Source organism: Streptomyces sp. NPDC060198 (genome assembly GCF_042728415.1).
Taxonomy (GTDB): domain Bacteria; phylum Actinomycetota; class Actinomycetes; order Streptomycetales; family Streptomycetaceae; genus Streptomyces.
The window spans coordinates 1-25,340 of the sequence record NZ_JBHWZJ010000066.1; the positions used below are offsets into that span (position 1 = coordinate 1).

The following is a 25,340-nucleotide window of genomic DNA, read 5'->3' on the forward strand; positions in this document are numbered from 1 at the left end:
CGGCGGGGCCGTCGGTCTTCGACACTTAAGCCTTCGTCACTTCACGGCGATCGAGGACCACGCCTGGACCCACTGCTCACGGTTGGCGGCGATCTTCGCCGGGTCCACGGTGAACGGTTTGTCCACAGTGGCGCCGAACTTGGTGTAGACCTCCGGCAGCTTCGTGCCCTCGACGACCGGGTCGACGAACATCTGGAGCGGCATGTCCTCCTGGAACGTCTTGCTGATCAGGAAGTCCAGCAGCGCCTTGCCGCCCGCCTGGTTCTTCGCCCCGTCCAGCAGACCGGCGAACTCGATCTGGCGGAAGCAGGTCGCGGTGGCGACGCCGGTGGGAGCCTCGGTGGGCTGCGGGTCGGCGTAATACACCTCCACCGGCGGGCTTGAGGCGTAACTGACGACGAGCGGGCGGTCGGCGTTCGCCTTCTTGCCGCCGGCCGAGCCCGAGAACTCCTCGTTGTAGGCCTGCTCCCAGCCGTCGACGACCTTGACGCCGTTGGCCTTCAGCTTCTTCCAGTAGTCCTGGTAGCCGTCCTCGCCCGAGTCGGCGATGGTGCCGAGGAGGAAGCCGAGGCCGGGCGAGGAGGTGGCGGCGTTCTCGGTGACCAGGAGGTTCTTGTACGCGGGCTTCAGCAGGTCCGCGAAGGAGTTCGGCGGGTCCAGCTTCTTGTCGGCGAAGTACTTCTTGTCGTAGTTGACGCAGATGTCGCCGGTGTCGACCGGGGTGACCCGGTGCTCGGCGTCGAGCCGGGTGTCGGCCGCGACGGCGTCCAGCCCCTTCGCCTCGTACGGAGTGAAGAGGCCCTGGTCGAGGGCGCGGGAGAGCAGCGTGTTGTCGACGCCGAAGAAGACGTCGCCGCGCGGGGAACCCTTGGTGAGGATCTCCTGGTTGAGGGCCGCACCGGCGTCGCCGCTCTTGAGGACCTTGACCGTGTACCCGGTCTGCTTCGTGAACTCCTTGAGCACGTCGGGCGATGCGTTGAAGGAGTCGTGGCTGACCAGCGTGACGGTCTTGGAGCCCTTCGAAGCGCCGGAGCCGGACGTGTCGTCGTCGGAGCTCCCGCAGCCGGCGAGCGCGGTGACGCCGAGTGCGGCGGCGAGCGCGGTCGCCGCGTACTTCGTCGTGGTGTGCATGTGATTCCTCCTGGAGGTGACCAGGAAGAGACGCGGCCCCGCACGCGCCGGCGGATACCGGAAGCGGGCAGGGCGCAACAGCTTGAGTAAGGTCCGAACTTCCTACCCGGAATGACCCGGGCGAGGTTCAGAGGGTCTGCGGCCATCCGTTTCACCGGTGCCGCACTCTCAGCGCTGTGGCGCTCCCCTGTCGGAATATGAAGTTGGATGCGGAGCCAGGCTACACGGGCCCCGTGCGGGGGTTTTCCCCGGTCAGGCGGATGGCGACGGCCCGACCGGGGAAAAGGCCCACGGCGTGGATTCAGCGCTCGGAGGCCGCCAGCTGCCCGCAGGCGCCGTCGATCTCCTGGCCACGGGTGTCCCGCACCGTGACGGGTACACCGTGGGCCGCGATGGCCTCCACGAACGCCTTCTCGTCCTCGGGACGGGAGGCCGTCCACTTCGAGCCGGGCGTCGGGTTGAGCGGGATCAGATTGACGTGCACGCGCTTGCCCTTGAGCAGCCGGCCGAGCCGGTCGCCCCGCCAGGCCTGGTCGTTGATGTCGCGGATCAGGGCGTACTCGATCGAGATCCGGCGGCCGGACTTCTCGGCGTACTCCCAGGCGGCATCGAGCACCTCGCGGACGTTCCAGCGGGTGTTCACCGGCACGAGGGTGTCACGGAGCTCGTCGTCCGGAGCGTGCAGCGAGACGGCGAGCCGGCACTTGAAGCCCTCGTCCGCGAAGCGCAGCATGGCGGGCACCAGGCCCACGGTGGAGACGGTGATGCCGCGCTGCGAAAGACCCAGGCCGTCCGGCTCGGGGTCGGTCAGCCGGCGGATGGCGCCGACGACGCGGTTGTAGTTGGCGAGCGGCTCGCCCATTCCCATGAAGACGATGTTGGAGAGGCGCGCGGGCCCGCCCGGCACCTCGCCGTCGCGCAGCGCCCGCATACCGTCCACGATCTGGTGCACGATCTCGGCGGTCGAGAGGTTCCGGTCCAGTCCGGCCTGCCCGGTGGCGCAGAACGGGCAGTTCATCCCGCAGCCGGCCTGCGAGGAGATGCACATCGTCACGCGCTCCGGGTAGCGCATGAGGACGGACTCGACGAGCGTCCCGTCGTGCAGCTTCCAGAGCGTCTTGCGGGTGGTGTCGTCGTCGCAGCTGATGTGCCGGACCACGGACATGAGGTCGGGGAACAGCGCTTCGGCGAGCTTCTCGCGGGATCCGGCCGGGATGTTGTTCCACTGGGCCGGGTCGTGCGTGTACCGCGCGAAGTAGTGCTGCGAGAGCTGCTGCGCACGGAACGGCTTCTCGCCGGTCGCGGCGACTGCCTCCTTGCGCTCGGCGGGCGTGAGGTCGGCGAGGTGCCGCGGGGGCCTCTTGGCTCCGCGGGGCGCGACAAAGGTGAGTTCTCCGGGCTTAGGCATGGTTCTTCCAGTGTCGCAGACGCGACGGAAAGGACCCGCCGTCCTGTGGACAGCGGGTCCTCGACGCGCAAAAACGCAGGTGGGGCGGGTAGCGCGGGGACGTTCCGGCCGACAGGACGGGCTTCGGAGCACACTCCGCGCACCTCAGCCGGAACGTATCGCCTCAGCCGCTGCCGACGAACAGCACCAGCAGCAGCCAGACGACCGGAGCGGTCGGCAGGAGCGAGTCCAGCCGGTCCATGATCCCGCCGTGACCGGGCAGCAGCGTGCCCATGTCCTTGATGCCGAGATCCCGCTTGATCATGGATTCGCCGAGGTCCCCGAGGGTGGCACTGGCGGCGACCGCAAGCCCCAGCAGAAGCCCCTGCCACCACGTGCCGTCGTCGATCAGGAACTGCACGCACAGCGCACCGCCCACCATCGCGAAGGCGATGGCCCCGAACAGCCCCTCACGGGTCTTTCCGGGGCTGATGCGCGGGGCGAGCTTGTGCTTGCCGAACCGCCAGCCGACCGCGTACGCGCCCGTGTCGCTGATCACCGTCAGCAGCAGGAACGTGAGCACCCGCCAGGGGCCGTCGTCCGCGGCCAGCATCAGCGTGACGAACGTCGCCAGGAACGGCACGTAGAACGCGGCGAAGACACCCGCGGTGACGTCCCGCAGGTATCCCTCCGGCTTCGCGGTCATCCGCCAGACGAGCACGGCCAGCGAGGTGAGCGCCATCGCGATCCAGGCCCCGTCGGAGCCCCACACGTAGCCGGCCACGACCATGGCCGCGCCGCCCACCGCGAGCGGGACGAGCGGAGCCTTGATCGACTTCCGCTCGTCCAGCCGAGAGGTGAGTTCCCACAGGCCGACGACGACGGCGACGGCGACGACACCGACGAAGACGGCCTTGACGACGAACAGCGAGGCGATGACGACGGCACCGAGGCCCACGCCGACCCCTATGGCGGCCCGCAGGTCACGCCCCGCCCGCTTCTTCTGCGGAGCGGGGGGCGGAACGGGCGAGGGTGCCTGCGGCACCTCGTCGCGGAACAGGGGGCCACTGATGTGCGTGGCGTCCCCGTCCCGGCCGTCGTGGTCGTCTGCGTCGTCTCTACCTGCGTCGGGAGTGTCCGGCACGATGGGCATGGGCCGAGTCTGCTGGGCGCCGTGCACATCGTGGGCAGGACCCGCCGGAGCGGCCGCGATCTCGGACGTGCCCCAGTAGCCGGCACCCTGCGGGGCGCCCAGGGAAGAGTCGTTCATCAGACTTCGAGCAGCTCGGCTTCCTTGTGCTTCAGCAGCTCGTCCACCTGCGTGACGTACTTCGCGGTGGTGTCGTCGAGCTCCTTCTCCGCGCGGCGCACCTCGTCCTCGCCGGACTCCTTGTCCTTGACGAGCTTGTCGAGCGCCTCCTTCGCCTTGCGGCGGATGGAGCGGATCGAGATCTTGGAGTCCTCGGCCTTGGTCTTGGCGACCTTGATGTACTCCTTGCGGCGGTCCTGGGTGAGCTCCGGGAACACCACCCGGATGATATTGCCGTCGTTGCTGGGGTTGACGCCCAGGTCGGAGTCGCGGATCGCCTGCTCGACGTTGCGCAGCGCGGTCTTGTCGAACGGCGTCACCACGGCCATGCGCGGCTCGGGAACCGAGAACGAGGCCAGCTGGTTGATCGGGGTCAGCGCGCCGTAGTAGTCGGCGACGATCTTGTTGAACATCGCCGGGTGCGCGCGGCCGGTCCGGATCGCGGCGAAGTCCTCTTTCGCCACGACAACGGCCTTCTCCATCTTCTCCTCGGCCTCGAGGAGGATTTCTTCGATCACCACGTGCTCCTGCGTGTCTTGAGTGGGCCCGGCATCGTCATCACCCGGCCCTGCGGGTCCTGCGTCGCGTCCTCACCTGCACGGTGTCCGACCGGCAGGCCGTTGTCCATCCGTGGGCCGTCAGGCCCGGGTGCTCTCGTCACTCACGAGGGTGCCGATCTTCTCACCGTTGACGGCACGGGCGATATTGCCCGCGGTGGTCAGTTCGAAGACCAGGATCGGGAGCTGGTTGTCGCGGCAGAGCGTGATCGCGGTGGCGTCGGCGACCTTCAGATCGCGGGCGAGCACCTCGCTGTACTCCAGCGCGTCGAACTTCACCGCGCCGGGGTTCGTCTTCGGGTCGGAGTCGTAGACCCCGTCGACCCCGTTCTTGCCCATCAGGAGCGCCTCGGCGTCGATCTCCAGGGCCCGCTGGGCGGCGGTGGTGTCGGTGGAGAAGTACGGCATGCCCATGCCGGCGCCGAAGATCACGACGCGCCCCTTCTCCAGGTGCCGCACGGCACGGAGGGGAATGTACGGCTCGGCGACCTGGCCCATGGTGATGGCGGTCTGTACGCGCGAGTCGATGCCCTCCTTCTCCAGGAAGTCCTGGAGCGCCAGGCAGTTCATCACGGTGCCGAGCATGCCCATGTAGTCGGACCGGGCCCGGTCCATGCCGCGCTGCTGGAGCTCGGCCCCGCGGAAGAAGTTGCCGCCGCCGATGACGACGGCGATCTCCGCACCGCCACGCACCACTGCGGCGATCTCGCGGGCGATGGCGTGCACGACGTCGGGATCGACCCCGAGTCCCCCGCCACCGGCGAACGCTTCGCCGGACAGCTTCAGCATGAAGCGTCCGGGCACCTTCTCGTCGCGCTTGTGGTCAACCTGTTTGGCGTCCGCGCCCTTGTCCATGGAAATTCTCCTCGTGCACATACGAAGAAGGCCATTGCCGGTGGGTCTGGTGTCCCTCAGCGGCAATGGCCTCCTCGTCAGATCTGCGGTCGCTCGGCAGGTGTGCGGCCGACGACTGCATCAGACCCTATCCCGGGTCCACCGTCATTCGCGGACGGGACTCAGATGCCGACCTTGATGCGCGTGAAGCGCTTCAGGGAGACACCGGCCTCGTCGAGAACCTTCTGAACCGACTTCTTGGCGTCCTTGGCGAAGGACTGCTCCACGACGACGACGTCCTTGAAGAAGCCGTTGACGCGACCCTCGACGATCTTCGGGAGGGCGGCCTCGGGCTTGCCCTCCTCGCGCGAGGTGGCCTCGGCGACACGACGCTCGTTCTCGACCGTCTCGGCCGGGACCTCGTCGCGGCTGAGGTACTTCGGGGCGAAGGCGGCGATGTGCTGCGCGACGTCCTTGGCGACCTCGGCGTTCGGCTTGTCCAGCTCGACGAGCACGCCGACCTGCGGCGGGAGGTCGGGCATGGTGCGGTGCATGTACGCGGCCACGTAACCGCCGGTGAACTGCGCGAAGCGGTCCAGGACGATCTTCTCGCCGAGGTTGGCGTTGGCCTCGTCCACGAACGCCTGGACGGTCTTGCCGGCCTCGATCTCGGAGGCGAGCAGCGCGGCCAGATCGGCCGGGGAGGTCGCGGCGACGTGCGCGGCGAGCGTGTTGGCGACGGCCTGGAACTTCTCGCTCTTGGCGACGAAGTCGGTCTCGCACTTCAGCTCGAGCAGAACGCCGGAGGTCTTGTCGTCGGAGATGAGCGAGACGACCGCGCCGTTCTCGGCAGAACGGCCCTCGCGCTTGGCGACGCCCTTCTGACCCTTGATACGGAGCGCCTCGACGGCCTTGTCGACACTGCCGTCGGCCTCGTCGAGCGCCTTCTTGCAGTCCATCATGCCGGCGCCGGTGAGCTCGCGGAGCTTCTTGACGTCAGCGGCGGTGTAGTTCGCCATGAGTCTGGGTTTCTCTCTCGAAGTCTGAAAGATCTACGGGTGAACGGCGGGGGCGGTGCGCGTGGCACCGGCCCCCGCCGTCAGTCAGCCGTGACGGAGGTGTCAGGCCTGCTCGGTCTCGGCGGCAGCCTCGACCTCGGCGGTCTCGGCGGCGGCCTCGGCCGGCTCGGCGTCGGCGGCCTTCTCGGTCTCGGCGGAGGCCTGGACCTCGGCGTCGTCCTTCTTGTCGCCCTCGAGCAGGTCGCGCTCCCACTCGGCGAGGGGCTCGCCGGCGGCCTTCTCGCCCGGCTTCGAGTCACCGGTGGCGGCACCGGAACGGGCGATGAGGCCCTCGGCGACGGCGTCGGCGATCACGCGGGTGAGCAGGGTGACGGAGCGGATCGCGTCGTCGTTGCCCGGAATCTTGTAGTCGACCTCGTCGGGGTCGCAGTTGGTGTCGAGGATCGCGACGACCGGGATGTGGAGCTTGCGCGCCTCACCGACGGCGATGTGCTCCTTCTTGGTGTCGACGATCCAGACGGCGCTGGGCACCTTCTGCATCTCGCGGATACCACCGAGGGTCTTCTCCAGCTTGGCCTTCTCGCGCGAGAGGACCAGGAGCTCCTTCTTGGTGAGGCCGGAGGCGGCCACGTCCTCGAAGTCGATGAGCTCGAGCTCCTTCAGACGCTGAAGGCGCTTGTAGACGGTGGAGAAGTTGGTGAGCATGCCACCGAGCCAACGCTGGTTGACGTACGGCATGCCGACGCGCGTCGCCTGCTCGGCGATGGCCTCCTGGGCCTGCTTCTTCGTACCCACGAACATGATGGAGCCGCCGTGCGCGACGGTCTCCTTGACGAACTCGTAGGCGCGGTCGATGTACGACAGCGACTGGAGCAGGTCGATGATGTAGATGCCGTTGCGCTCGGTGAAGATGAAGCGCTTCATCTTCGGGTTCCAGCGACGGGTCTGGTGACCGAAGTGGACGCCGCTCTCCAGCAGCTCCCGCATCGTGACGACGGCCATGGCCATCTCCTTGAAGTACTCGGTTCCGCGACCGCAGGATTGCGCTCGCGCCTGACGCCCCACGCGCCGTGCCACGAAGGACCGAGAAGCGCGGCCACCGTCCGCTGAGAGGGAGGTGGCGGGGCGTGCGAAGTCGACCCGGTCACCCGGGTCGCCACAAGAAGTGTACGGGACCCTTCGAGTGCCGGGTGACGGCGTTGTCCACAACCGGCGAGTACTCCACAGGGAGGGCCCAAGATCCCCCGGCGGACGGCCACCGGCGGGAGGGTTGCGGCATGCAGCGGACACGCGCGACCACATACCCGTCACGGGTACGGGCACGGCTCCGGCCCCGGGCACGGAAGGCGGCTCGGCCCGGCCCGGTCCTCCGGCCCCTGCTCGCACTCCTGGTGATCTGCCTCCCGGCTCCGGCCGCCGCCCCGGCGTCCGCGCCGCCGGGCTGGGTCCCCGCCGGAACCCGGGCTCCCCGGGAGCCGGGCGGAGCCGACGGCGACTACGGTGCCCGGAGCTGGCCCTTGGCGGGCCGGCCGGTGGTCGTACGGGGATGGGAGCCGCCGGCGGGCCCGTACGCGCCCGGCCACCGGGGCGTCGACCTCGCCGCGCCCACCGGCACCCCGGTCCGCGCGGTCGGGGCCGGACACGTCGTGTTCGCGGGCCGCGTGGCCGGGCGCGGTGTCCTCGCCGTGGAGCTGGCGGGGAGCGGCGATCCGCCGTTGCGCACCACCTACGAACCGGTTCGCTCCCTGGTGCGCGTCGGCGACGAGGTCCGGGCGGGCGCGTCGGTGGCGGTGACGGAGCCGGGCCCTTCGCACTGCCCGGCGGGGTGCCTCCACTGGGGCGTGCGGCGCGGCGACGCCTACGTCGACCCGCTCTCGCTGCTGCCGCCCGCCCTGCTGACGCGGGGCCCGTCACGGCTGCTGCCGGTGGCGGGCGTCCCGCTGCCGGGATCGGACGTACCGCTGCCGGACTCGGGCGTCCCGCTGCCGGGATCGGGCGTACCGCTGCCGGACTCGGACGTCCCGCTGCCCGAGGAGGCGCCGTAAGGGGTGGGCAGCGACCGCCCGACGGTCACGCCCCCGCCCGGCGGCGGAGCGGAATCAGCCCCGTACGCCGCGCAGGATCATGGCGACGGCGGTCTCGGCGATCACGCCCGGCTCCTCGGCCACCACCAGCTCGATCCGGCGCACCGCCGCGTCGACGGAGCCCTGGAGCAGCATCGCCGCGAGCCTCGGCTGGGTTTGCCCGAGATCGCCCAGGGCCTCGACGATCATGGTGATCAGCCCGCCGTGCGCGGCCCTGATCTTCTCGCGCGCCCCGGCGTCGAGTTCGCTGGCGGAGATGGCGACCACGGCACGGTGACGCCGGTCCCCCACCAATTCGAGCTGCTTGCGGACGTACGCCTCGATCTTCTCCTCGGGCGTCCCGGCCGCCGCCATGGCGTTCTCGACCTCGGCCGCCCACACGGGGAAGTCCACGGCGCAGAGTTCTTCGACGACGGCGGCGCGGGAACGGAAGTACTCGTACACCGACGACCTGGCGAGACCTGTGCGTTCCGCGAGCGCGGGGAAGGTCAACGCCTCCGTCCCGCCCTCGGAAAGCAGGGAGCGCGCGGCGTCCAGGAGGGCGCCGCGCTGCATGGTCCGGTGCTCGGCCACGGAGGCCGCTCGAATCCTGGGCACGGCTCCACTGTACGGCGGAGGGGCCGCCCGCGACGTGCCCGACCTCGGCGTCCGGCGGAGAAGGGCCGCTCAGCGGCCCGCGTCGGCCAGTTTCGCGCGCAGCTGGAGGACCGACTTGGTGTGGATCTGGCTGACCCGGCTCTCGGTGACTCCGAGGACGTTGCCGATCTCGGCGAGCGTCAGCCCCTCGTAGTAGTAGAGGGTGACCACGGTCTTCTCCCGGTCCGGGAGGGTGTTGATGGCGCGGGCGAGCAGCCGTCTGAGCTCACGGCCTTCGGCGACTTCCACCGGGTCGTCGGCGGCCGTGTCCTCCAGCGTGTCCATCAGGCTGAGCCGGTTGCCGCCTTCCCCGCCGACGTGCAGCAGCTCTTCCAGGGCCACCACGTTCGCCAGCGACAACTGGCTGAAAACCGCATGCAGTTCCTCCAGCGCGATCCCCATCTCGGCGGCGACCTCGGACTCCGACGGGGTGCGCCGCAACTGCGCTTCGAGCGTGGCGTAGGCGCGCTCGACGTTCCGCGCCTTCTGACGTACGGAGCGCGGAATCCAGTCCAGCGCCCGGAGTTCGTCGATCATCGCGCCCCGGATGCGGGTGATCGCGTACGTCTCGAATTTGATGGCCCGCTCGATGTCGAACTTCTCGATGGCGTCGATCAGCCCGAAGACGCCCGAGGACACGAAGTCCGCCTGCTCGACGTTGGACGGGAGGCCCACGCTGACCCGGCCCGCGACGTACTTGACGAGCGGTGAGTAGTGCAGGATCAGCTGCTCCCGCAGCCGCTCGTCTCCCGTGGACTTGTACGTGCGCCACAACTCTTCGAGGGAGGAGGGGGCGGAGGGCCGCACAGTGCCACGCGCAGCGGGTGGTACTGCCGCGCGGTCAGACCCGGAGGTGTGCTGGGGCATGTGGTGCCTTGAGCCGTTCTGCCGTGAAGTACTGGGGACTTGTGGGGAGCGGAGACCGTGAGCGTAGCGTGACTGAGGCGTCGCGTTGCGCGTCCGGAGGAGGCGGGTGGAGCGCGCTGGTGCCGCGCGCGCTCCCGCCGCCGGGCGTACCGGACGACCGGGGCCGACACCGTACGCATCGGCCCCGGGAGTGGCGCCGCACGAACCACCGAGGTCACCCCGCTTACCTTTTCACCCGAATGCCCCAGGTCAAGTACCGCCTCGCCGGGTGTCGTCGTTGGGTCTCGGCGCGGACGCCGACCGCCAGGTGTCGCCCTCCCGTTCGACGAACCCGAGTGAGTGCAGTTCGTACAGCCGCGCGAGTGCCTCGTCGGCCGAAGTGCCCGCGGAGCGGGCGACATCGCGTACCCGCGCGGTCCCCCCGCGCGGCAGCGCGTCCAGGACCGCGGCGGCCACCGGGCCGAGCAGGTCCCTGGGGAGCACGGGCCCGCGCCGGACCGGGGCCAGGTCGCCGATCTCGCCGACCAGTTCGGCCACTTCGGCCGCGTCGGTGACCAGTACCCCTTCGCCGCGCAGCAGTTCGTGGACGCCTGCCGACAGTGAACTGGTCGCGGGCCCCGGTACGCCCATGGTGAAGCGGCCGAGCCGCTGGGCGCCCCGGGCGGTCACCAGGGAGCCACTGCGGTATTCGGCCTCCACGACGACCGTGCCCCTGGTCAGCGCGGCGATCACCCTGTTGCGGAGGATGAACCTGCTGCGGGTCGGATGCGTGCCCGGTGGCAACTCCCCCACCAGCAGGCCCTCCCGCGCGATCCGGCCGATCAGCTCCGCGTGCCCGCGCGGGTAGGGGACGTCCACCCCGCATGCCAGGACCGCGACCGTGGCGCCGCCGGCGGCCAGCGCCCCCCGGTGCGCCGCGCCGTCCACTCCGAAGGCCGCCCCGGAGACCACCACCCAGCCCCGCTCCGCGAGCCCCGCGCCCAGCGTCGCGGCCATGTGGGCGCCGTACGGGGTACAGGCCCGCGCACCGACCACCGCCACCGAGCGCAGTGCCCAGAGCCGCAGGTCCGCGGCGCCCCGGATCCACAGCCCCACCGGGCGGGCGTCGCCGAGGTCGTCCAGCTGACCGGGCCACTCCGGGTCGCCCGGGACGACGAACCGCCCGCCGGCCCTGGCCGCGGCCTCCAGGTCCCCTTCCGGGTCGGCCACGGCGGCCCGCATCCGGTAACCGGCGAGCCGGGCCGCCGTCATGCCGGGCAGCGTCTGGGGAGACCCGTCGTACGCGGTCAGGTGTCGCAGCACCTCGGCGGGCCCGTGCGTCCGCAGCCACCGGCCCGCCCGCTCGTCGCCCGGCTCGACGATCCTGGTGAGCGCGGCCCGCGCCAGCCGCTCGGCATCAGGCCGCCCCGGAGCCGCGGCCCCGTCGCCGGACGCCTCCCGGCCCTCCGGCAGGGACTCCGGCAGCGCGGACTCCTCCGGCAGAGGCCCCGGCGGCAGAGACTCGGGCGGCAAGAACCCCGGCGGCCGGGGCTTCCCCCGTGCCCCGGTCACGAGGCCCTCGCGTGCACGGGGACCCCGCGCGGGACACCGGTCCGCAGTTCCAGGGCGACGGTCACGTCCGAGGCGTCCGGGCGGTCCGCGCCGCGCAGGTCCGCGACGGTCCAGGCCACCCGCAGCACCCGGTCGAGGCCTCGCGCCGTCAGGGCGCCGCGCTCCATGTCCCGTTCGGCGGCAGCCAGCGCCCCGGGGGCCGCGAGCAGCCGGGTGCGCAGCTCATGCCCCGGCACCTCGCTGTTGGTCGTCCAGGGCGTGCCGTCCAGCCGCCCGGCCGCGCGGGCACGGGCTTCGAGCACCCGGCCGGCCACGACGGCGGTCGACTCGCCCCGGCCCCCGCCTTCCACCAGGTCCGCGCGGGTGACGGGCTCCACCTCGACCCGCAGGTCCACGCGGTCCAGCAGAGGCCCGGACAGCCGGGCCTGGTAGCGGCGGATCACCGAGGGCGGGCACTCGCAGCCGGCCCCGCCCAGGCTGTGCCGGCCGCAGGGGCACGGATTCGCCGCCAGCGCCATCAGGAAGCGCGCCGGCAGCCTGACCACCCCCGCCGCCCGGGCGATCACCACGTGACCGGACTCCAGGGGCTGGCGCAGAGCGTCCAGGGCCCGGACCGAGAACTCGGGAGCCTCGTCCAGAAAGAGAATCCCTCGATGAGCCAGGGAGACGGCCCCGGGTTTCGGCAGCCCGTTGCCCCCGCCGATGAGTGACTGCATGGTGGCCGAGTGGTGCGGGGCGCAGTAGGGCGCGGCGCTCACCAGCGGCTCGCCCGGCGGGAGGATTCCCGCGACCGAGTGCACCGCGGTCACCTCCAGGGCTTCGCGCCGCGTCAGCGGTGGCAGGATGCCCGGCAGCCTCTCGGCCAGCATCGTCTTCCCGGCGCCCGGGGGACCGGAGAGCAGCAGATGGTGTCCGCCCGCCGCGGCGATCTCCAGGGCCATGCGCGGCCTGCCCTGTCCCGCGACGTCGCTCAGGTCCTTGGCGTACGTCCCGCCCCGGCCTCCTGGCAGGGCGAGTCCCGCGCCGAATCCGGAGCCGGGCACCATCAGTCCGGCGAGCAGGGTGTCGGGCCTGCTCTGCCGGCCGGCCGGCTCGTCCGGCACCGGTTCGTCGCTCAGGACCGCGATCAGCTGGCGCAGGCTCCGAACGCCCAGGACCGAGACGCCGGGGACCAGCGCCGCCTCCCCCGCGGTCTGCTCGGGGACCACGACGTGGTGGTATCCGGCCTCGGCCGCGGCGAGGACCGCGGGCAGCACTCCGCGCACCGGGCGTACCTGTCCGTCGAGGCCCAGCTCCCCGATCATGACGACGTCGGCGATCCCCGCCGGATCGATCCGCTCGGCTGCGCCGAGCACCGCGCACGCCACGGCGAGATCGAAACCCGATCCGGATTTCGGTACGGACGCCGGGGAGAGACCGACCGTGAGCTTCTTCTGCGGCCACTGGGCCCCTGAGTTGACGACGGCCGCCCTGACCCGGTCCCGGCTCTCGACCAGGCTCTTGTCCGGCAGTCCGACCAGCGTGAAGGCCGCGATTCCGGGTTCCAGGTCCGCCTGGACCTCCACCACCACGCCCTCCACGCCGACCAGGGCGACGGAACAGGCTCGCGCGAACCCCATCTCAGGCCACCCCCCGCGCGTGCTCGGCGACCGGACCGCCTCGCCGGGGCACGATCACCCCGACGAGGTCGATGCGCACACCGCCCCGCGGCGGCCCCCCGTGCGCGTCGAGCCACAACTCGGCGAGCCGCCGGAGCCGTTCCGCCTTGGCGGGGGTGATGGCCGCCATCGGGTGCTGGTACTCCGCCGATCTGCGGGTCTTCACCTCGCAGACGACGAGTGCGTCCCCGTCGCGCGCGACGATGTCGATCTCTCCGGCCCGGCAGCGCCAGTTGCGCTCCACCACGGCCATGCCCGCGTCGGTCAGCAGCCGCGCCGCCAACTCCTCGCCGTACCGCCCGAGTGCTCCCCGTGCGTTCTTCATCCGGCACCACCTCCGGCACCGACTCTGCGCGGAGCGGCCGATCCTTGTGGATCTTGGTGGACAACCTCCCGGATGTGGAAAACCCGGCCACCCCTGAGGATGACCGGGTCGCCCGGGTTGACGAGCGGGGAAACGATCCGTCACACGCCCCGGCCCTGCTCCTCGCCCTCCCGCCGGGTGGCGGTCAGCCGCCCGGGAGTTCGAGGTCGCTCTTGTTGAGCTCCTCGATGTTCACGTCCTTGAAGGTCAGCACACGCACCTGCTTGACGAATCTCGCCGGCCGGTACATGTCCCAGACCCAGGCGTCCGCCATGGACACTTCGAAGAACACCTCCCCCTGGACCGAGTGAACCTGCATCTCGTAGTCGTTGGTGAGGTAGAAGCGACGTTCGGTCTCGATCACGTATTTGAACAGACCGACGACGTCGCGGTACTCCCGGTAGAGCTTCAGCTCCATCTCGGTCTCGTACTTTTCGAGGTCCTCGGCGCTCATGGCATGCGTCCCCTTCAGCCGTGCGTCCCCCCATTGTGCTGCAGCCGGTGACGCCCCCGGACGTTCAGGCGATTTCGGGGGCGAGAATCTGCGGAACGCTCGGAGAACCCTCGTCGAGCAGCGTGCGCAGCAGTTCGGCGAGCTTGGTCGGATACACCGTCTCACGGGTCGCCCGCAGTTCGGCGGAAGTCCACCACCTGAGACCTGCCACGCTGCGGCGTTCCAGTTCGGTCAGACCCCCCAGGTCGGTGGCGGTCTGTTCCGTTCGCGCGAGAAAGTACCACTCGTCCTGTTCCCAGCGACGGCCGTCGAAGGGGAAGGAGCACCTGCGCTTCCAGAGGACCGGGCCGAGTTCGATGTCCCTGATTCCGGTCTCCTCGGCGAGCTCGCGACGGGCGGCCTGCTCGTGGCTCTCGTCGCCCTCCAGCCCGCCGCCCGGAGTGAACCACCAGGTCTTCGCGGGATCCTCGGGTTCGAAGCCGTGGAGCAGCAGAATCCGGTCCTGCGGGTCGAGGAGGACGACCCGGGCGACCGTCCGGATCTCAGCGGGCACCCGCCACCGCCTTCGCGGACTTGCCGCGCCGCCGCGTCCACGCGGCCACCGGTCCGTAGGCGCAGCCGCCCAGGATCAGGATCACGCCCAGTCCCACGGCCGAGAGCTGGAGCAGCAGCGGCCCACGGGACGAGATACCGCCGGGAAGCGCGGCGAAACCGTCCGCCGGGTCGAGCATGCCGCGGGAGGGCCAGGCCACGGCGTCGACCCGCGCCTGGACCGTGTCGCGCGGCACCGCACCCTGCCCCTCCTCCGCCATGTGGACCCGGGAGTCCAGGGAGGTCAACCGGTTGTCGCCGAGCAGGAAGAGCTCCCCCTCGGGGACCTCCGCGCTGAATTCCGACGAGGCCGCCGGGGCGGAGCCCCCGCTCTCCCCGGACGCCCCGAGATCTCCGGAGCTACCCGCCGGCTTCTGCAGATACGGTTCCTCGATCGGCACGTCGTTCACGGTCAGCCGGCCCTTCGCGTCGCAGCAGACCACGGTGTCGCCTCCGGTCCCGATGACCCGCTTGACCATCGGGGAGTCGCTCCACACCTTGTCCGTGAAGACCACGACGTCGCCGCGCCGCACCTCGTCGCCCGATATCCGCTGCGCCAGCACCTTGGACCCGGCCGCCACGGTCGGGGACATCGAATCGGTCGGCACGGTGTACGGCCGGTACACCAGCGCGGCCCAGGCGAACCCGCCGAGGAAAAGCACACAGCCGACGGCCACGGTCAGACCCGACAGCACACTGCCGAGCCGGCCGTGGCCGTCCGTACGTCCTGTTCCACTCATCCCAGCGTCCCCCATCGGAGATCGACAATCGCTGATCCGAGTCGGCACACTACCCGTCGGTACGTCCGCCGGTCAGCCTCCTGCGACGCCAGAAGACCAGGGGCAGCGCTCCTGCCACTCCGAGCGCGGCCGGAGCGGCCGCCGCCGCGGCGTTCAGGCCGGACTGGTCGAAGGTGCTGGGCACCGGCAGTGTCGCCCAGCGGTTGACGGGCCAGGCCACCAGCACGGCACGGCCGACGACGTCGTCGACGGAGACGGTGCCCTGGCCGGGGAGGTTCTGGTGGTAGCGGGAGTCCAGAGAATTCTGACGGTGGTCGCCCATGACCCAGATCCGGCCCTCGGGGACCTTGATCGGGCCGAACGGCTTGTCGTCGCAGGGGGTGTTGCCCGGGTAGATGAACGACTTCTCGTCCAGAGCCTTCCCGTTCACCGTGACGGGGCCGTTCTGCTTGCACTCCACCGTGTCGCCGCCCACCGCGATGACCCGCTTGATCAGGTCCTTCTCCTCGGCGGAGGGCATGAGCCCGATGAAGCTGAGGAACCTCTGCGCGATGTTCGGATCGGGGGTGGCCGTACCCTCCAGCCAACCGCCCGGGTCGTGGAAGACGACGACCTCGCCGCGTTCCGGCTCGGAGCCGAACCACGGGGTGAGCTTGTCCACCAGCACCCGGTCACCGCGCTGCAGCGTGTCCTGCATGGAGTCCGAGGGGATCGAGAACGCCTGGACCAGGAAGGTCTTGATCAGCAGGGCCAGGACGAGCGCGATCCCGATGAGGAGCGGCAGCTCCTTCCAGAAGGAACGCTGCTTGGGGCCTCCGGCAGCACTGCTCGGAGTGTCGTCATCCCCCGTCCGGTCCGCCGCCGTGTCTGCCGGGTCCCCGTCCCGTCCGGGCCGGTCCTCGGGTTCGTCGTGTCCGGATCGTGCGCCGACCGCCAAATCCCCCACATCCACTCCTCAATCCGTGCCACGGCCCGCGCCGGATGCGACGCAGGCCCATCACTCCCATAACGAGCGGGAGTTCCGCAGGGGTCGGGAGCGGGATCATTCCGTAGGGATCCTGGTGGGACACACTATGCGAGAGACCGGGGGCGGCCGACGCTCCCGCCGCCGCGTCCGGCACCCCGGCGAACGCGTCGCGGTGCCCCGGCGTGGCCCAGCTCCCCACCGGCCAGGCGATGACCACGGCGCGCCCCACGACGTCCGACAGCGGCACCGTGCCGTCGAAGCCGTTGCCGAGGTGGTAGCGGGAGTCGGCGGAATTGGACCGGTGGTCGCCCATGACGAAGATCCGGCCCTCGGGAACCTTTACCTCGAATTGGATGGCCGATGGCACATCCCCAAGGTTCAGGTAGGGCTCGTCGACGGCCACCCCGTTGACCGTGAGCCTTCCGTCCTCGCCGCAGCACTTCACGGTGTCGCCGCCGACCGCGATCACCCGCTTGATCAGGTCCTGTTCGTCGGCGGAGGGCAGCAGCCCGATGAAGGTGAGGAGCTCCTTCGCCTGCCGGACACCGGCCGGTGCGGTGTCGGTGCTCGCGGTCCCGCTCTCTCCCAGCCAGCCCCCGGGGTCCTTGAAGACCACCACGTCGCCCCGCTGCGGCTCCGCGTGGAACCACGGCGTGAACTTGTCGACCAGGACCCGGTCACCGATCTGGATGGTCTGTTCCATCGACCCGGAGGGGATCACGAAGGCCTGGACGACGAAGGTCTTGAGAAACAGCGCGATGAGCAGTGCGAACACCAGCAGGAGGGGTACCTCGACCACCCGGGACCTGCGGCGCCGCCGCGCGACCCGTCGCGCCAGCTTCCGGCGCTCGGCCCGGGTGGGTGCCTTGCGGTCGCCCCCGGTCCCGTCCGGCGGGGCGGACCGGTCCGCGTCCACAGCTCCGTACGGAACGTCCTCGGGCGCCGGGCGGCTCCCCCTGCCGCGGCTACCCATGCGAGCCGTCCGGCGCGGGTACTCCGTCGAAGGCGTCACCGGAGCCGGTCGGCGCCCCCGCCCGGCTCCAGGGCCAGCCGATCAGGTCCACCCGTCCGATCACCCGGTCCACCGGCACCATGCCGCCCCCGGGCTCCCCGAGGTGGCTGCGCGAGTCGCTGGAGCGGTCGCGGTGGTCGCCCATCATCCAGAGGGTGCCGTCCGGCACGACGATGTCGAACGGCACCCGGGACGGGGCGTCTCCCGTGTGCAGGTACTCCTCGTCCAGGGGGGTGCCGTTCACCTCGAGCCGGCCGTTCCGGTCGCAGCAGACCACGTGGTCACCGCCCACACCGACGACCCGTTTCACGAAGTCGGTGTCCGGAGGATCGGCCAGCCCCAGGACCGCGGCCGCCCCGCGCAGCAGTCCGGCGACGGGGTTGTGGCCCGCGGTGTCCGGCACGAAGGAGCCGGTGCCGTCGAAGACCACGACGTCTCCTCTTTCCGGCGTGGAGCCGGAACGGTAGGCGAGCTTGTTCACGAACACCCGGTCCCCGACCCGCAGCGTGGGCTCCATCGAGCCGCTCGGAATGAGGAAGGGCTGGACGACGAACGCGCTGAGGAGGAGTACGGCGGCCGGCAGGGCGGCGCAGATCAGGGCAGCCCGTCGCAGCGCGGACCGCCGCCCGGTCCGCCCACCGTCGTCCCCACCCGGCTCACCCGGCAGGTCTCCGGCATCGGCCGGCCGGTCCTCGGGGTTCCCGGAACGCGAAAAGCGCGATCGCTCCTGCGAACCCTTCGCGGGTCCCAGGGAGCGATCGCGCTTCGTGTGCTGTTCTTCCGTGTCCATCGCGGCCGAAGCCTATCCGGCCGCGCTGTGGACGCCGGTGTCAGCTCAGCGGTCGCGCTTCTCCTTGATCTTCGCGGCCTTGCCGCGCAGCTCACGGAGGAAGTACAGCTTGGCGCGACGGACGTCACCGCGGGTGACGAGCTCGATCTTCTCGAAGATCGGGCTGTGCACCGGGAAGGTGCGCTCGACGCCGACGCTGAAGGAGACCTTGCGGACCGTGAAGGTCTCGCTGACGCCCGCGCCCTGACGGCGGATGACGATGCCCTTGAACTGCTGGATACGGGAGCGGTTGCCCTCGATCACGCGCACGTGGACGTTGACGGTGTCACCGGCGCGGAACGCCGGGAGGTCCGAACGCAGGGAGGCGGCGTTGACGCCATCGAGCAGGGAAGCCATTGTGTCTGCTTTCTTCGCCGATGCCACAGGTCATCGACGGGAGATCGTCTGGAAGATCGAATGCGCTGATCACGTCGGGCGGACGTCGTTCCCCCTGTGGCAGGGGCGCACGTCGGACGCACAGCAGCTGCTCATTCTTCCACGGCGGACGGCCTGCGCCAAAATCGGCCACCGGGCTCGGGCGCCCAGCCGAGGATGGAGAGGATCTCGCGGTCCTTCTTGTCGAAGTCGCTCGCGGCGCAGCGTTCGATCAGATCGGGCCTGTTCAGGGCTGTACGGGCGAACGCCTGGTCCCGGCGCCACCGTGCGATCTTCCCGTGGTGGCCGGTGAGCAGTACGTCCGGGATGGCACGGCCGCGCCACTCGGGGGGCTTGGTGTAGACGGGGCCTTCCAGCAGGTTGGCCATGGCGCCGGGAGCGAAGGAGTCGTCGCGGTGCGATTCGGCGTTGCCGAGGACACCGGGCAGCAGACGGGCCACGGCCTCCGTGACGACGAGCACGGCCGCCTCCCCTCCGGCCAGGACGTAGTCCCCGATGGAGACCTCCACGACCGGCACGCGGGTGGCGTACTCCTCCATCACACGGCGGTCGATGCCCTCGTACCGCGCCGGGGTGAAGACCAGCCAGGGCCGCTCGGAGAGCTCGACCGCGAGTTCCTGGCTGAAGGGGCGTCCACTGGGCGTGGGCACGACCATGACCGGGCTGTGCGCGCCGGACTCGTAGCCGTCGGCGAGCACCTGGTCGAGGGCGTCGCCCCAGGGCTCGGTCTTCATGACCATGCCGGGGCCGCCGCCGTACGGGGTGTCGTCCACCGTGTTGTGCCGGTCGTACGTCCACTCCCGCAGGTCGTGGACGTGCACGTCGAGGCTGCCCCGGGCGCGGGCCTTGCCCACGAGCGAGACGTTCAGCGGTTCGAGGTACTCGGGAAAGATCGTGACGACGTCGAGACGCATTACGCCTTGCTCCCCGCGCCGGCCCCGTCGGCGCTGCCGCCGTCCTCCTCGTCGCCGCCCTCAGCCTCCTCGTCGCGCGAGGAGGCGACGACCGCCTCGCTCGCGTCGATCAGACCGGGCGGCGGGTCGATGACGGCCCGCTGCTCCTCCAGGTCGATCTCGGTGACGATCTCCTCGACGAAGGGGATCATCACCTCGCTGCCGTCCGGGCGCTCCACGATGAACAGGTCCTGCGAGGGCAGGTGGGTGATCTCGGTGATCCGGCCGATCTCGGTGCCGTCGGCGAGGACCACGTCGAGGTCCATCAGCTGGTGGTCGTAGAACTCCTCCGGGTCCTCGGGGAGCTCGTCGGGGTCCACCTCGGCGATCAGCAGGGTGTTGCGCAGCGCTTCGGCGCCGGTCCGGTCGGTCACACCCGCGAAGCGGAGCAGCAGCCGGCCGCTGTGCACCCGGCCGGTCTCGATCGTGAGGGGTCCCACTCCCGCCGGCTCGGTGGCGAGCACGGCGCCGGGGCCGAGTCGCAGCTCCGGCTCGTCCGTGCGGACCTCGACGGTGACTTCGCCCTTGATGCCGTGGGCGCGGCCGATCCGCGCAACTACCAACTGCACGCTGATTCTCCGATTGATGGGGCGGACGCGGGCGTCCGGCATGAGCCGGGCGACAGCGCCGGGGGTACGGGAGGGCCGCCCCGGGCACCGCTGGGCCGTGTCCGACGATTCCCGTCGGGCGGACGGTGTCGGACGCGGCCTCGGGGCCGGAGCGACGACAAGGGCCGGGGACGGCTGTGAAGCCCTCCCCGGCCCTGGCCGGTGTTCAACCTTTTCAGCGCACCTGGTCCACGTCGACGAGGTCGACACGGATGCCACGGCCGCCGATGGCGCCCACGACAGTGCGCAGAGCACGCGCGGTGCGGCCATTGCGGCCGATCACCTTGCCGAGGTCGTCGGGGTGCACCCGGACCTCCAGCACGCGTCCGCGGCGCAGATCACGCGAGGCGACCTGCACATCGTCGGGGTTGTCGACGATGCCCTTCACGAGGTGCTCGAGAGCCTCCTCGAGCATGCTCAGGCCTCGGTCGACTCGGCGGCGTCGGCCGCCTCGTCAGCCTTCTTCTCGGACTTCTTGGCCTTCGGGGTGATGGCCTCACCCTTGGCCTCGTCGCCGTCGGAGGTCAGAGCCTCGAACAGCGCACGCTTGTCAGCCTTGGGCTCCGGCTGCAGCAGCGGCGCGGGGGCCGGGAGGCCCTTGTGGGCCTGCCAGTCACCGGTGAGCTTCAGGATCGCCAGGACGGGCTCGGTCGGCTGAGCGCCGACGGACAGCCAGTACTGCGCGCGCTCCGCGTTGACCTCGATGCGGGACGGGTTCTGCACCGGGTGGTACAGGCCGATCTCCTCGATGGCCCGGCCGTCACGGCGGGTGCGGGAGTCGGCGACGACGATGCGGTAGTGAGGCGAACGGATCTTGCCCAGACGCTTCAGCTTGATCTTGACTGCCACGGAAGTGGTGTCTCCTGGTCTTGACGGGATTGGGCACGACGAAATGCCACGTGGGGTTGTGGCACCCGAGGTGCCCGATGGACGCGTCAGCCGGAGGAGAGAGGGGTCCTGTGCGACTGTCGAGTGCAGCTGTCCATTGTGCCACACGCCATCGGCTCACCCCACCGCGACGGTGGCTTCCGGGATCCGGAACGGCTTGCCGCAGCCCCCGCAGACGATCGGCGCCTGGGCGAGGACCGAGGGGACGACGCGGACGTTGCGTCCGCAGTCGCAGACGGCCTTGACGCGGACGCCGCCGCCGGACGAACCGTGCCGGGCGGCGGGACCCCGGAAGGACCGCTTGGTGTCGGCGGCCGTCGCCACGGTGTGCGCCTTCAGCGCACGCTGGAGGCGTTCGGCCGTGGGGCGGTAGCGCCTCTTGGCCTCCGCGTCGAGGGTGACCAGCGAGAAGCCGCTGCTGGGATGGGGCTCCTCGGTGTGGTCGAGGCCCAGCTCTTCGGCGATCGCGAGAAAACGTCGGTTGTGGTACCTGCCGGCGCGGGAGGTGTCGCGGACACCTCGGGCGGCGGCGATGCCGTGGACTGCCTCGTGGAGCAGTCGCTCGAAGGAGAGTTCGGCGCCACAGGCGGACGAGGACTCTCCGATCAGGGACTCGGGTGCGGCGAGATCGGGCAGCTCGGGGTGGTACCGCTGAATGTCGGCCCACGCCTGTGCCAGCTCTGCGGCAAGTACAGGTGGTGTCGTGCTCACGTCGTGATAACGAGCCTGAGGGCCCCGGTGTTCCTATTCCGGGGCATCCCAAATAATTTGCACGTACCAGCCGGTTGGCGGCGATGCCCCGTGTACGCGGGCGGGTACGCCGAACTGCGGAGAAGCCGCACAGCTCACACCAAGCTCGTACGTAATAACACGTAGACACTCTCGTCGGGGTGCACGGGTCCGTACCGCTTTCGCACGCTTTCGCGCACCGTCCGGAGCCCGGGTCCGGATGAGGCGGCGGGACCGGGAACCGGAGCGGGAGACGCGGCCCGCACCCGGTCGGGGCGAGGCTACCGGGCCCGCCCCCCGGACGGAGCACCGGCCCCGCCCGCCGCCCCCGTGCGCGATCCGGCGCACGCGCGGCACGTCCGCCCGAGCTCCGCGACCACCCCCGTGACCACGCCGTACGCGGGCGATGGACGCTCGACGTGCTGCACCCGGCGTGGCGGGTGAGACTGGGCGGAAGGAACGGGAGGCTCACGCTCCGGAGGTCCGCCCGTCCCACCGCGGACCGCCGGACCGCGCGGCGCCACCCGGCGGACCGCAGGGTCCGCGAAGCTGATCGGTACCGCCTTCCCGACGGCGAGAGTCGGCGGTGCGGCGCACCCCGCCCCCAGAGGGCGCACGACCGGGGCGCGCAATGAATGACCCTGCGCCCCCTGGACGCGGCCGCTGATGCGCAGTTCCCTGACATACGGGGATGCGGACGCCCGCACGCGGGGGCGCCCATTCGGGCACGACCGAACCCTCTTGGCGATTGGGGTACATCCATGACACCAACGCTCGTCCGGCACCACAGGTACGCGGACACCCCCGCTCCGGTGGACACCGGTACCCGTGCCCGCGACTGGGCAGAGATCCAGGAGCGGATGCTGTCACCGCTGTACGAAGCGGTCTACGAAAGGCTCGAAATCGGGTCCGGCACCCGCATGCTCTCCCTCGGCTGCGGTTCCGGGCTCGCGCTGCTGATCGCGGCTGCCCGCGGGGCCCGGGTCACCGGTGTGGACACCGACCGCGACCGGCTCGCCCTGGCCCGGGGGCGGTTGCTGCCGCCGGGGACGGAGGGGCCCGCGGGGCGGGCCGGGCCGTACGGTCTCGCAGTCGGCGCGTCACCGCGGCTGGTCGACGCCGTCCCGGCGGCGGCCCCCGCGGACGGGGTTCCGTACAACCTGCTCACCGTCTTCGACCCGATCGGCTGCGCCCCGGGCGACTCCGAGGGGCTCACCCCCGCGCTGGAGGCCGCCGTACCGCTGGCGGCCCGGGGCGCGACCGTCGTACTGACCGGCTGGGGGCCGCCCGAGAGGTGTGCCACGGCCGCGGTGCTGGAGGTGGCGGACCGGCTCGCGAACCCGCCCGGCACAGCGCGCTCCGGCGCCCGGCGGCCGGCGCGGCGGGACGATCTGGAGGAGGTCGCCTCCCGTGCCGGGCTGAAACCGGACGGTTCGGGCCGGGTGTCCTGCCCGTTCGGCTATGCAGGCCTGGACAGCGCGGTCCGCGGGCTGCTCTCGACGGGGCTCTTCGACGCGGCGGTGGCGGCCACGGACTGCGGCCAGGTCGCCAAGGAGATCGCGGAGGCGCTGCATCCGCACCTGCGGTCGGACGGCACGGTGTGGATGCCGAACGTCTTCCGCTACCTGGTCTGCGTCTGCTGAGATCCGCCCGCGCCCCGTGGCGGCGTGAACGGACACGCTGCCACGGGGCGCCCTTTTTTCACACCGGGTGCGGCTTCTCCAGCCGGGTGATCCCCGCCGCGCGGTACGCCTCCGCCTCCTCCAGCGTCTCGTTCGCCAGCAGCGCCTCGGCGAGCGAGTCGAGACGGTCGCGGTTCTCCCGCAGCAGCCGGCAGGCGTCCTCGTAGCACTCGTCGACGATGCGCCGCATCTCCTCGTCGATCGCGTCCAGCGTGGCGGGCGCGGCCGACAGCCCGTACGCCTGCTGGGCGTCGGCCGGGATGGCCGTGAGCCTTCCCACCCGGTGGCTCATCCCCCACCGTCCGACCATGCCCCGCGCCAGGCTGGTGACCTGCTCCAGGTCGCTCTCGGCGCCCGTGGTGATGACGTCGTAGACCACGTGTTCGGCGGCCATGCCGCCGAGAGCGCCGATGATCCGGCCGCGCAGGTAGTCCTCGGTGTACGCGTACTTGTCGGCGTCCGGCGTGGAGAGCGTGACGCCGAGAGCACGACCCCGCGGCACGATGGTGACCTTGCGCACCGGGTCGGCTCCCGGCTGGAGCATGCCGAGCAGGGCGTGGCCGCTCTCGTGGTAGGCCGTCCTGCGGCGTTCCTCCTCCGGCATGACCAGCGGGCGTTCGGCGCCGAGCTGGACCTTCTCCAGCGCCTGGGAGAGGTCGGTCTGCTCGACCTCGGACCCCTTGCGCTTGACGGCCAGCAGCGCCGCCTCGTTGGCGAGGTTGGCGAGGTCCGCTCCGGTCATCCCGGGGGTGGCGCCCGCCACCCGGGACAGGTCGACTCCGTCGGCGAGCGGGATCCGGCGGGTGTGGATCTTCAGAATCGCCTCGCGGCCTCCCCGGTCGGGCGGGCTGACCTGCACGATGCGGTCGAATCTGCCGGGCCGGGTGAGGGCGGGGTCGAGTACGTCGGCCCGGTTGGTCGCGGCCAGCACGATCACGCCTTCGGAGCCGGAGAAGCCGTCCATCTCGGTGAGGATCTGGTTGAGCGTCTGCTCGCGTTCGTCGTGGCCGCCCATGCCCGCACCGCCGCCGCGGACGCGGCCGATGGTGTCGATCTCGTCGATGAAGACGATGGCGGGCGCGATCTTGCGGGCCTCGGCGAAGAGTTCGCGCACCCGGCCCGCGCCCACGCCCACGATCATCTCGATGAACTCGGAGGCGGAGGCGGAGAAGAACGGCACCCCGGCCTCGCCCGCGACGGCGCGCGCCAGCAGCGTCTTGCCGGTACCGGGCGGCCCGGCGAGCAGGACCCCGCCGGGCATGCGGGCGCCCATCTTCCGGTACGCCTCGGGGTTCTTCAGGAAGTCGACGACGTCGTTGAGTTCGCCCTCCACCTCGTCGATGCCGGCCACGTCGGCGAAGGTCGTGCGGGTGGAGCTCTCCAGGGCGACCGGTTTGGGCGGCGCCTTGCGCCCGAAGCCGCCCATCCCGCCGCCCGGACCGCCGCGCGACATCCGCCGGGCGATGAACACCCAGAGCAGGACGAGGAGCAGCATCGGCGCCAGCGAGATCAGGAGGTTGGCGAGGAAGCTCCGCTGCTGGACGACGGGCTCGGCGGTGACGGTGACGTCGTCGCCGACCAGTTCGTCCCAGAGGTCGTCGTCCGCGAAGGCGGGCCGCTGGGTGGTGAACTTGGTGTACTCGGTGTCCTCGCCGGGGACCTTCGCCTTCTTCTTGAGCTCGCCCTGGATGGCGTCGCCCTTGGAGTAGATCTTGGAGACGTTCCCGGCGCCGACCTGCTTGGTGAACTCGGTGTAGGCGATGGTCGGCTCGTCGTCGCCGTTGAAGAGGGAGAGCACCAGGTTGGCGAGGAGGTAGACGATCAGCGCGGTGAGCAGCAGCCGCCCCCAGCCGCCGGGCATCTTGCGCCGCTGCGGAGGGGGCGGGGGTGCTCCTTCGGAGCGCCAGGGCTGGTCGGGGCGATCGCGGGGAGGTACGGGGGTGGTCACACGCTCTCCTCTGCCGACGACCGTGAGTGGCGCTATTGGCGACATTAGGCGAGAAAGCGCCCCAGAGCCCCCGGAGAGTCCGCCCCCATGGGCCGTACGCGGCACGACCCGGCGACACGCGAGAAGGGGCGCGCACCGTCGCGGTG

27 protein-coding genes and 1 riboswitch are annotated in these 25,340 nt (G+C 70.9%); of the genes, 2 read left to right on the plus strand and 25 right to left on the minus strand.

The features are described from left to right. Window positions 1-36: 36 nt before the first annotated feature. From ACFWEP_RS11720 to rpsB, 7 genes are all read right to left on the minus strand, one after another. The gene (locus ACFWEP_RS11720) at window positions 37-1,131 is read right to left on the minus strand and encodes a thiamine ABC transporter substrate binding subunit (protein WP_387368955.1); all 1,095 of its coding nucleotides are present in this window, start codon (window positions 1,129-1,131) and stop codon (window positions 37-39) included. An 81-nt stretch (window positions 1,132-1,212) separates the two neighbouring features. After that, a riboswitch (TPP riboswitch) is annotated at window positions 1,213-1,330 on the minus strand. A gap of 102 nt (window positions 1,331-1,432) precedes the next feature. Continuing rightward, a complete protein-coding gene (gene rlmN, locus ACFWEP_RS11725) occupies window positions 1,433-2,539 on the minus strand; it encodes a 23S rRNA (adenine(2503)-C(2))-methyltransferase RlmN (protein WP_387368957.1) in 1,107 nt (368 codons plus the stop codon). A gap of 163 nt (window positions 2,540-2,702) precedes the next feature. Next, window positions 2,703-3,788 (minus strand): phosphatidate cytidylyltransferase, encoded by a 1,086-nt coding sequence (locus ACFWEP_RS11730; RefSeq protein ID WP_387368959.1) that lies wholly within the window; start codon window positions 3,786-3,788, stop codon window positions 2,703-2,705. Then, a complete protein-coding gene (gene frr / locus ACFWEP_RS11735; RefSeq protein WP_275495954.1) occupies window positions 3,788-4,345 on the minus strand; it encodes a ribosome recycling factor in 558 nt (185 codons plus the stop codon). The genes ACFWEP_RS11730 and frr overlap by 1 nt, the downstream gene beginning before the upstream one ends. A gap of 120 nt (window positions 4,346-4,465) precedes the next feature. Next, window positions 4,466-5,239, minus strand: coding sequence for a UMP kinase (gene pyrH / locus ACFWEP_RS11740; protein WP_387368961.1), 774 nt, complete (start codon window positions 5,237-5,239; stop codon window positions 4,466-4,468). A gap of 161 nt (window positions 5,240-5,400) precedes the next feature. Continuing rightward, the gene (gene tsf / locus ACFWEP_RS11745) at window positions 5,401-6,237 is read right to left on the minus strand and encodes a translation elongation factor Ts (RefSeq protein WP_387368963.1); all 837 of its coding nucleotides are present in this window, start codon (window positions 6,235-6,237) and stop codon (window positions 5,401-5,403) included. Window positions 6,238-6,339: 102 nt separating this feature from the next. Further along, a complete protein-coding gene (gene rpsB / locus ACFWEP_RS11750) occupies window positions 6,340-7,239 on the minus strand; it encodes a 30S ribosomal protein S2 (protein ID WP_266709663.1) in 900 nt (299 codons plus the stop codon). Window positions 7,240-7,514: 275 nt separating this feature from the next. On the opposite strand from rpsB, the gene ACFWEP_RS11755 reads away from it, so the two are divergent. Next, entirely contained in the window at window positions 7,515-8,282 is a 768-nt protein-coding gene (locus ACFWEP_RS11755; RefSeq protein ID WP_387368965.1) for a M23 family metallopeptidase, read from the plus strand. A gap of 54 nt (window positions 8,283-8,336) precedes the next feature. Here the strand turns inward: ACFWEP_RS11755 and ACFWEP_RS11760 are convergent, their stop codons facing one another. The 17 genes from ACFWEP_RS11760 to ACFWEP_RS11840 form a co-directional block, all read right to left on the minus strand. Continuing rightward, window positions 8,337-8,894, minus strand: a complete 558-nt coding sequence (locus tag ACFWEP_RS11760) for a TetR/AcrR family transcriptional regulator (protein ID WP_387368987.1) — start codon at window positions 8,892-8,894, stop codon at window positions 8,337-8,339. Window positions 8,895-8,987: 93 nt separating this feature from the next. Then, window positions 8,988-9,824 (minus strand): RNA polymerase sigma factor WhiG, encoded by an 837-nt coding sequence (gene whiG, locus ACFWEP_RS11765; protein WP_327178240.1) that lies wholly within the window; start codon window positions 9,822-9,824, stop codon window positions 8,988-8,990. Between the two features lie 249 nt (window positions 9,825-10,073). After that, window positions 10,074-11,276 (minus strand): DNA-processing protein DprA, encoded by a 1,203-nt coding sequence (gene dprA, locus ACFWEP_RS11770; RefSeq protein ID WP_387368989.1) that lies wholly within the window; start codon window positions 11,274-11,276, stop codon window positions 10,074-10,076. A 95-nt stretch (window positions 11,277-11,371) separates the two neighbouring features. Beyond that, window positions 11,372-12,994, minus strand: coding sequence for a YifB family Mg chelatase-like AAA ATPase (locus ACFWEP_RS11775; protein WP_387368967.1), 1,623 nt, complete (start codon window positions 12,992-12,994; stop codon window positions 11,372-11,374). 1 nt (window position 12,995) lies between these two features. Continuing rightward, window positions 12,996-13,358 (minus strand): YraN family protein, encoded by a 363-nt coding sequence (locus ACFWEP_RS11780; RefSeq protein ID WP_387368969.1) that lies wholly within the window; start codon window positions 13,356-13,358, stop codon window positions 12,996-12,998. Window positions 13,359-13,542: 184 nt separating this feature from the next. Next, window positions 13,543-13,851 carry a DUF2469 domain-containing protein gene (locus ACFWEP_RS11785; RefSeq protein ID WP_003965949.1) on the minus strand — a complete coding sequence of 103 codons (309 nt, stop codon included), beginning with the start codon at window positions 13,849-13,851 and terminating at the stop codon, window positions 13,543-13,545. Window positions 13,852-13,915: 64 nt separating this feature from the next. Continuing rightward, complete coding sequence (locus tag ACFWEP_RS11790) at window positions 13,916-14,404, minus strand: NUDIX hydrolase (RefSeq protein WP_387368971.1); 489 nt, start codon at window positions 14,402-14,404, stop codon at window positions 13,916-13,918. Next, the gene (lepB, locus tag ACFWEP_RS11795) at window positions 14,394-15,182 is read right to left on the minus strand and encodes a signal peptidase I (RefSeq protein WP_387368973.1); all 789 of its coding nucleotides are present in this window, start codon (window positions 15,180-15,182) and stop codon (window positions 14,394-14,396) included. Before lepB (ACFWEP_RS11795) ends, ACFWEP_RS11790 begins: the two co-directional genes overlap by 11 nt. A gap of 49 nt (window positions 15,183-15,231) precedes the next feature. Further along, the gene (gene lepB / locus ACFWEP_RS11800; protein ID WP_387368991.1) at window positions 15,232-16,119 is read right to left on the minus strand and encodes a signal peptidase I; all 888 of its coding nucleotides are present in this window, start codon (window positions 16,117-16,119) and stop codon (window positions 15,232-15,234) included. After that, complete coding sequence (gene lepB / locus ACFWEP_RS11805) at window positions 16,022-17,122, minus strand: signal peptidase I (RefSeq protein ID WP_387368975.1); 1,101 nt, start codon at window positions 17,120-17,122, stop codon at window positions 16,022-16,024. Before lepB (ACFWEP_RS11805) ends, lepB (ACFWEP_RS11800) begins: the two co-directional genes overlap by 98 nt. Further along, the gene (gene lepB / locus ACFWEP_RS11810) at window positions 17,115-17,951 is read right to left on the minus strand and encodes a signal peptidase I (RefSeq protein ID WP_387368977.1); all 837 of its coding nucleotides are present in this window, start codon (window positions 17,949-17,951) and stop codon (window positions 17,115-17,117) included. Before lepB (ACFWEP_RS11810) ends, lepB (ACFWEP_RS11805) begins: the two co-directional genes overlap by 8 nt. Window positions 17,952-17,996: 45 nt before the next feature. Next, window positions 17,997-18,347: a 50S ribosomal protein L19 gene (gene rplS, locus ACFWEP_RS11815; RefSeq protein WP_266709644.1), complete on the minus strand. Its 351-nt coding sequence runs from the start codon at window positions 18,345-18,347 to the stop codon at window positions 17,997-17,999. A 131-nt stretch (window positions 18,348-18,478) separates the two neighbouring features. Further along, complete coding sequence (gene trmD / locus ACFWEP_RS11820) at window positions 18,479-19,300, minus strand: tRNA (guanosine(37)-N1)-methyltransferase TrmD (protein WP_387368979.1); 822 nt, start codon at window positions 19,298-19,300, stop codon at window positions 18,479-18,481. Next, complete coding sequence (rimM, locus tag ACFWEP_RS11825) at window positions 19,300-19,908, minus strand: ribosome maturation factor RimM (protein WP_387368981.1); 609 nt, start codon at window positions 19,906-19,908, stop codon at window positions 19,300-19,302. The genes trmD and rimM overlap by 1 nt, the downstream gene beginning before the upstream one ends. 214 nt (window positions 19,909-20,122) lie before the next feature. Further along, window positions 20,123-20,362: an RNA-binding protein gene (locus ACFWEP_RS11830; protein ID WP_014153811.1), complete on the minus strand. Its 240-nt coding sequence runs from the start codon at window positions 20,360-20,362 to the stop codon at window positions 20,123-20,125. Window positions 20,363-20,364: 2 nt separating this feature from the next. Further along, on the minus strand, window positions 20,365-20,796 hold the full coding sequence (rpsP, locus tag ACFWEP_RS11835; protein WP_266709635.1) for a 30S ribosomal protein S16: 432 nt from the start codon (window positions 20,794-20,796) through the stop codon (window positions 20,365-20,367). Window positions 20,797-20,952: 156 nt separating this feature from the next. Further along, window positions 20,953-21,546 (minus strand): hypothetical protein, encoded by a 594-nt coding sequence (locus tag ACFWEP_RS11840; protein ID WP_328719172.1) that lies wholly within the window; start codon window positions 21,544-21,546, stop codon window positions 20,953-20,955. A gap of 779 nt (window positions 21,547-22,325) precedes the next feature. Between ACFWEP_RS11840 and ACFWEP_RS11845 the strand changes: the two genes are divergently transcribed. Continuing rightward, the gene (locus ACFWEP_RS11845) at window positions 22,326-23,207 is read left to right on the plus strand and encodes a methyltransferase domain-containing protein (RefSeq protein ID WP_387368983.1); all 882 of its coding nucleotides are present in this window, start codon (window positions 22,326-22,328) and stop codon (window positions 23,205-23,207) included. 58 nt (window positions 23,208-23,265) lie between these two features. On the opposite strand, the gene ftsH is transcribed toward ACFWEP_RS11845, so the two are convergent. Then, window positions 23,266-25,194, minus strand: coding sequence for an ATP-dependent zinc metalloprotease FtsH (gene ftsH, locus ACFWEP_RS11850; protein WP_387368985.1), 1,929 nt, complete (start codon window positions 25,192-25,194; stop codon window positions 23,266-23,268). Window positions 25,195-25,340: the final 146 nt, after the last annotated feature.

What these genes read in the sequence shown, in the direction of transcription:
- ACFWEP_RS11720 (WP_387368955.1), bottom strand. Translation starts at nt 1,131, where the DNA reads ATGCACACCACGACGAAGTACGCGGCGACCGCGCTCGCCGCCGCACTC.
- rlmN (WP_387368957.1), bottom strand. Translation starts at nt 2,539, where the DNA reads ATGCCTAAGCCCGGAGAACTCACCTTTGTCGCGCCCCGCGGAGCCAAG.
- ACFWEP_RS11730 (WP_387368959.1), bottom strand. Translation starts at nt 3,788, where the DNA reads ATGAACGACTCTTCCCTGGGCGCCCCGCAGGGTGCCGGCTACTGGGGC.
- pyrH (WP_387368961.1), bottom strand. Translation starts at nt 5,239, where the DNA reads ATGGACAAGGGCGCGGACGCCAAACAGGTTGACCACAAGCGCGACGAG.
- tsf (WP_387368963.1), bottom strand. Translation starts at nt 6,237, where the DNA reads ATGGCGAACTACACCGCCGCTGACGTCAAGAAGCTCCGCGAGCTCACC.
- rpsB (WP_266709663.1), bottom strand. Translation starts at nt 7,239, where the DNA reads ATGGCCGTCGTCACGATGCGGGAGCTGCTGGAGAGCGGCGTCCACTTC.
- ACFWEP_RS11755 (WP_387368965.1), top strand. Translation starts at nt 7,515, where the DNA reads ATGCAGCGGACACGCGCGACCACATACCCGTCACGGGTACGGGCACGG.
- whiG (WP_327178240.1), bottom strand. Translation starts at nt 9,824, where the DNA reads ATGCCCCAGCACACCTCCGGGTCTGACCGCGCGGCAGTACCACCCGCT.
- ACFWEP_RS11775 (WP_387368967.1), bottom strand. Translation starts at nt 12,994, where the DNA reads ATGGGGTTCGCGCGAGCCTGTTCCGTCGCCCTGGTCGGCGTGGAGGGC.
- ACFWEP_RS11780 (WP_387368969.1), bottom strand. Translation starts at nt 13,358, where the DNA reads ATGAAGAACGCACGGGGAGCACTCGGGCGGTACGGCGAGGAGTTGGCG.
- ACFWEP_RS11785 (WP_003965949.1), bottom strand. Translation starts at nt 13,851, where the DNA reads ATGAGCGCCGAGGACCTCGAAAAGTACGAGACCGAGATGGAGCTGAAG.
- lepB (WP_387368973.1), bottom strand. Translation starts at nt 15,182, where the DNA reads ATGAGTGGAACAGGACGTACGGACGGCCACGGCCGGCTCGGCAGTGTG.
- lepB (WP_387368975.1), bottom strand. Translation starts at nt 17,122, where the DNA reads ATGGGTAGCCGCGGCAGGGGGAGCCGCCCGGCGCCCGAGGACGTTCCG.
- lepB (WP_387368977.1), bottom strand. Translation starts at nt 17,951, where the DNA reads ATGGACACGGAAGAACAGCACACGAAGCGCGATCGCTCCCTGGGACCC.
- rplS (WP_266709644.1), bottom strand. Translation starts at nt 18,347, where the DNA reads ATGGCTTCCCTGCTCGATGGCGTCAACGCCGCCTCCCTGCGTTCGGAC.
- trmD (WP_387368979.1), bottom strand. Translation starts at nt 19,300, where the DNA reads ATGCGTCTCGACGTCGTCACGATCTTTCCCGAGTACCTCGAACCGCTG.
- ACFWEP_RS11830 (WP_014153811.1), bottom strand. Translation starts at nt 20,362, where the DNA reads ATGCTCGAGGAGGCTCTCGAGCACCTCGTGAAGGGCATCGTCGACAAC.
- ACFWEP_RS11845 (WP_387368983.1), top strand. Translation starts at nt 22,326, where the DNA reads ATGACACCAACGCTCGTCCGGCACCACAGGTACGCGGACACCCCCGCT.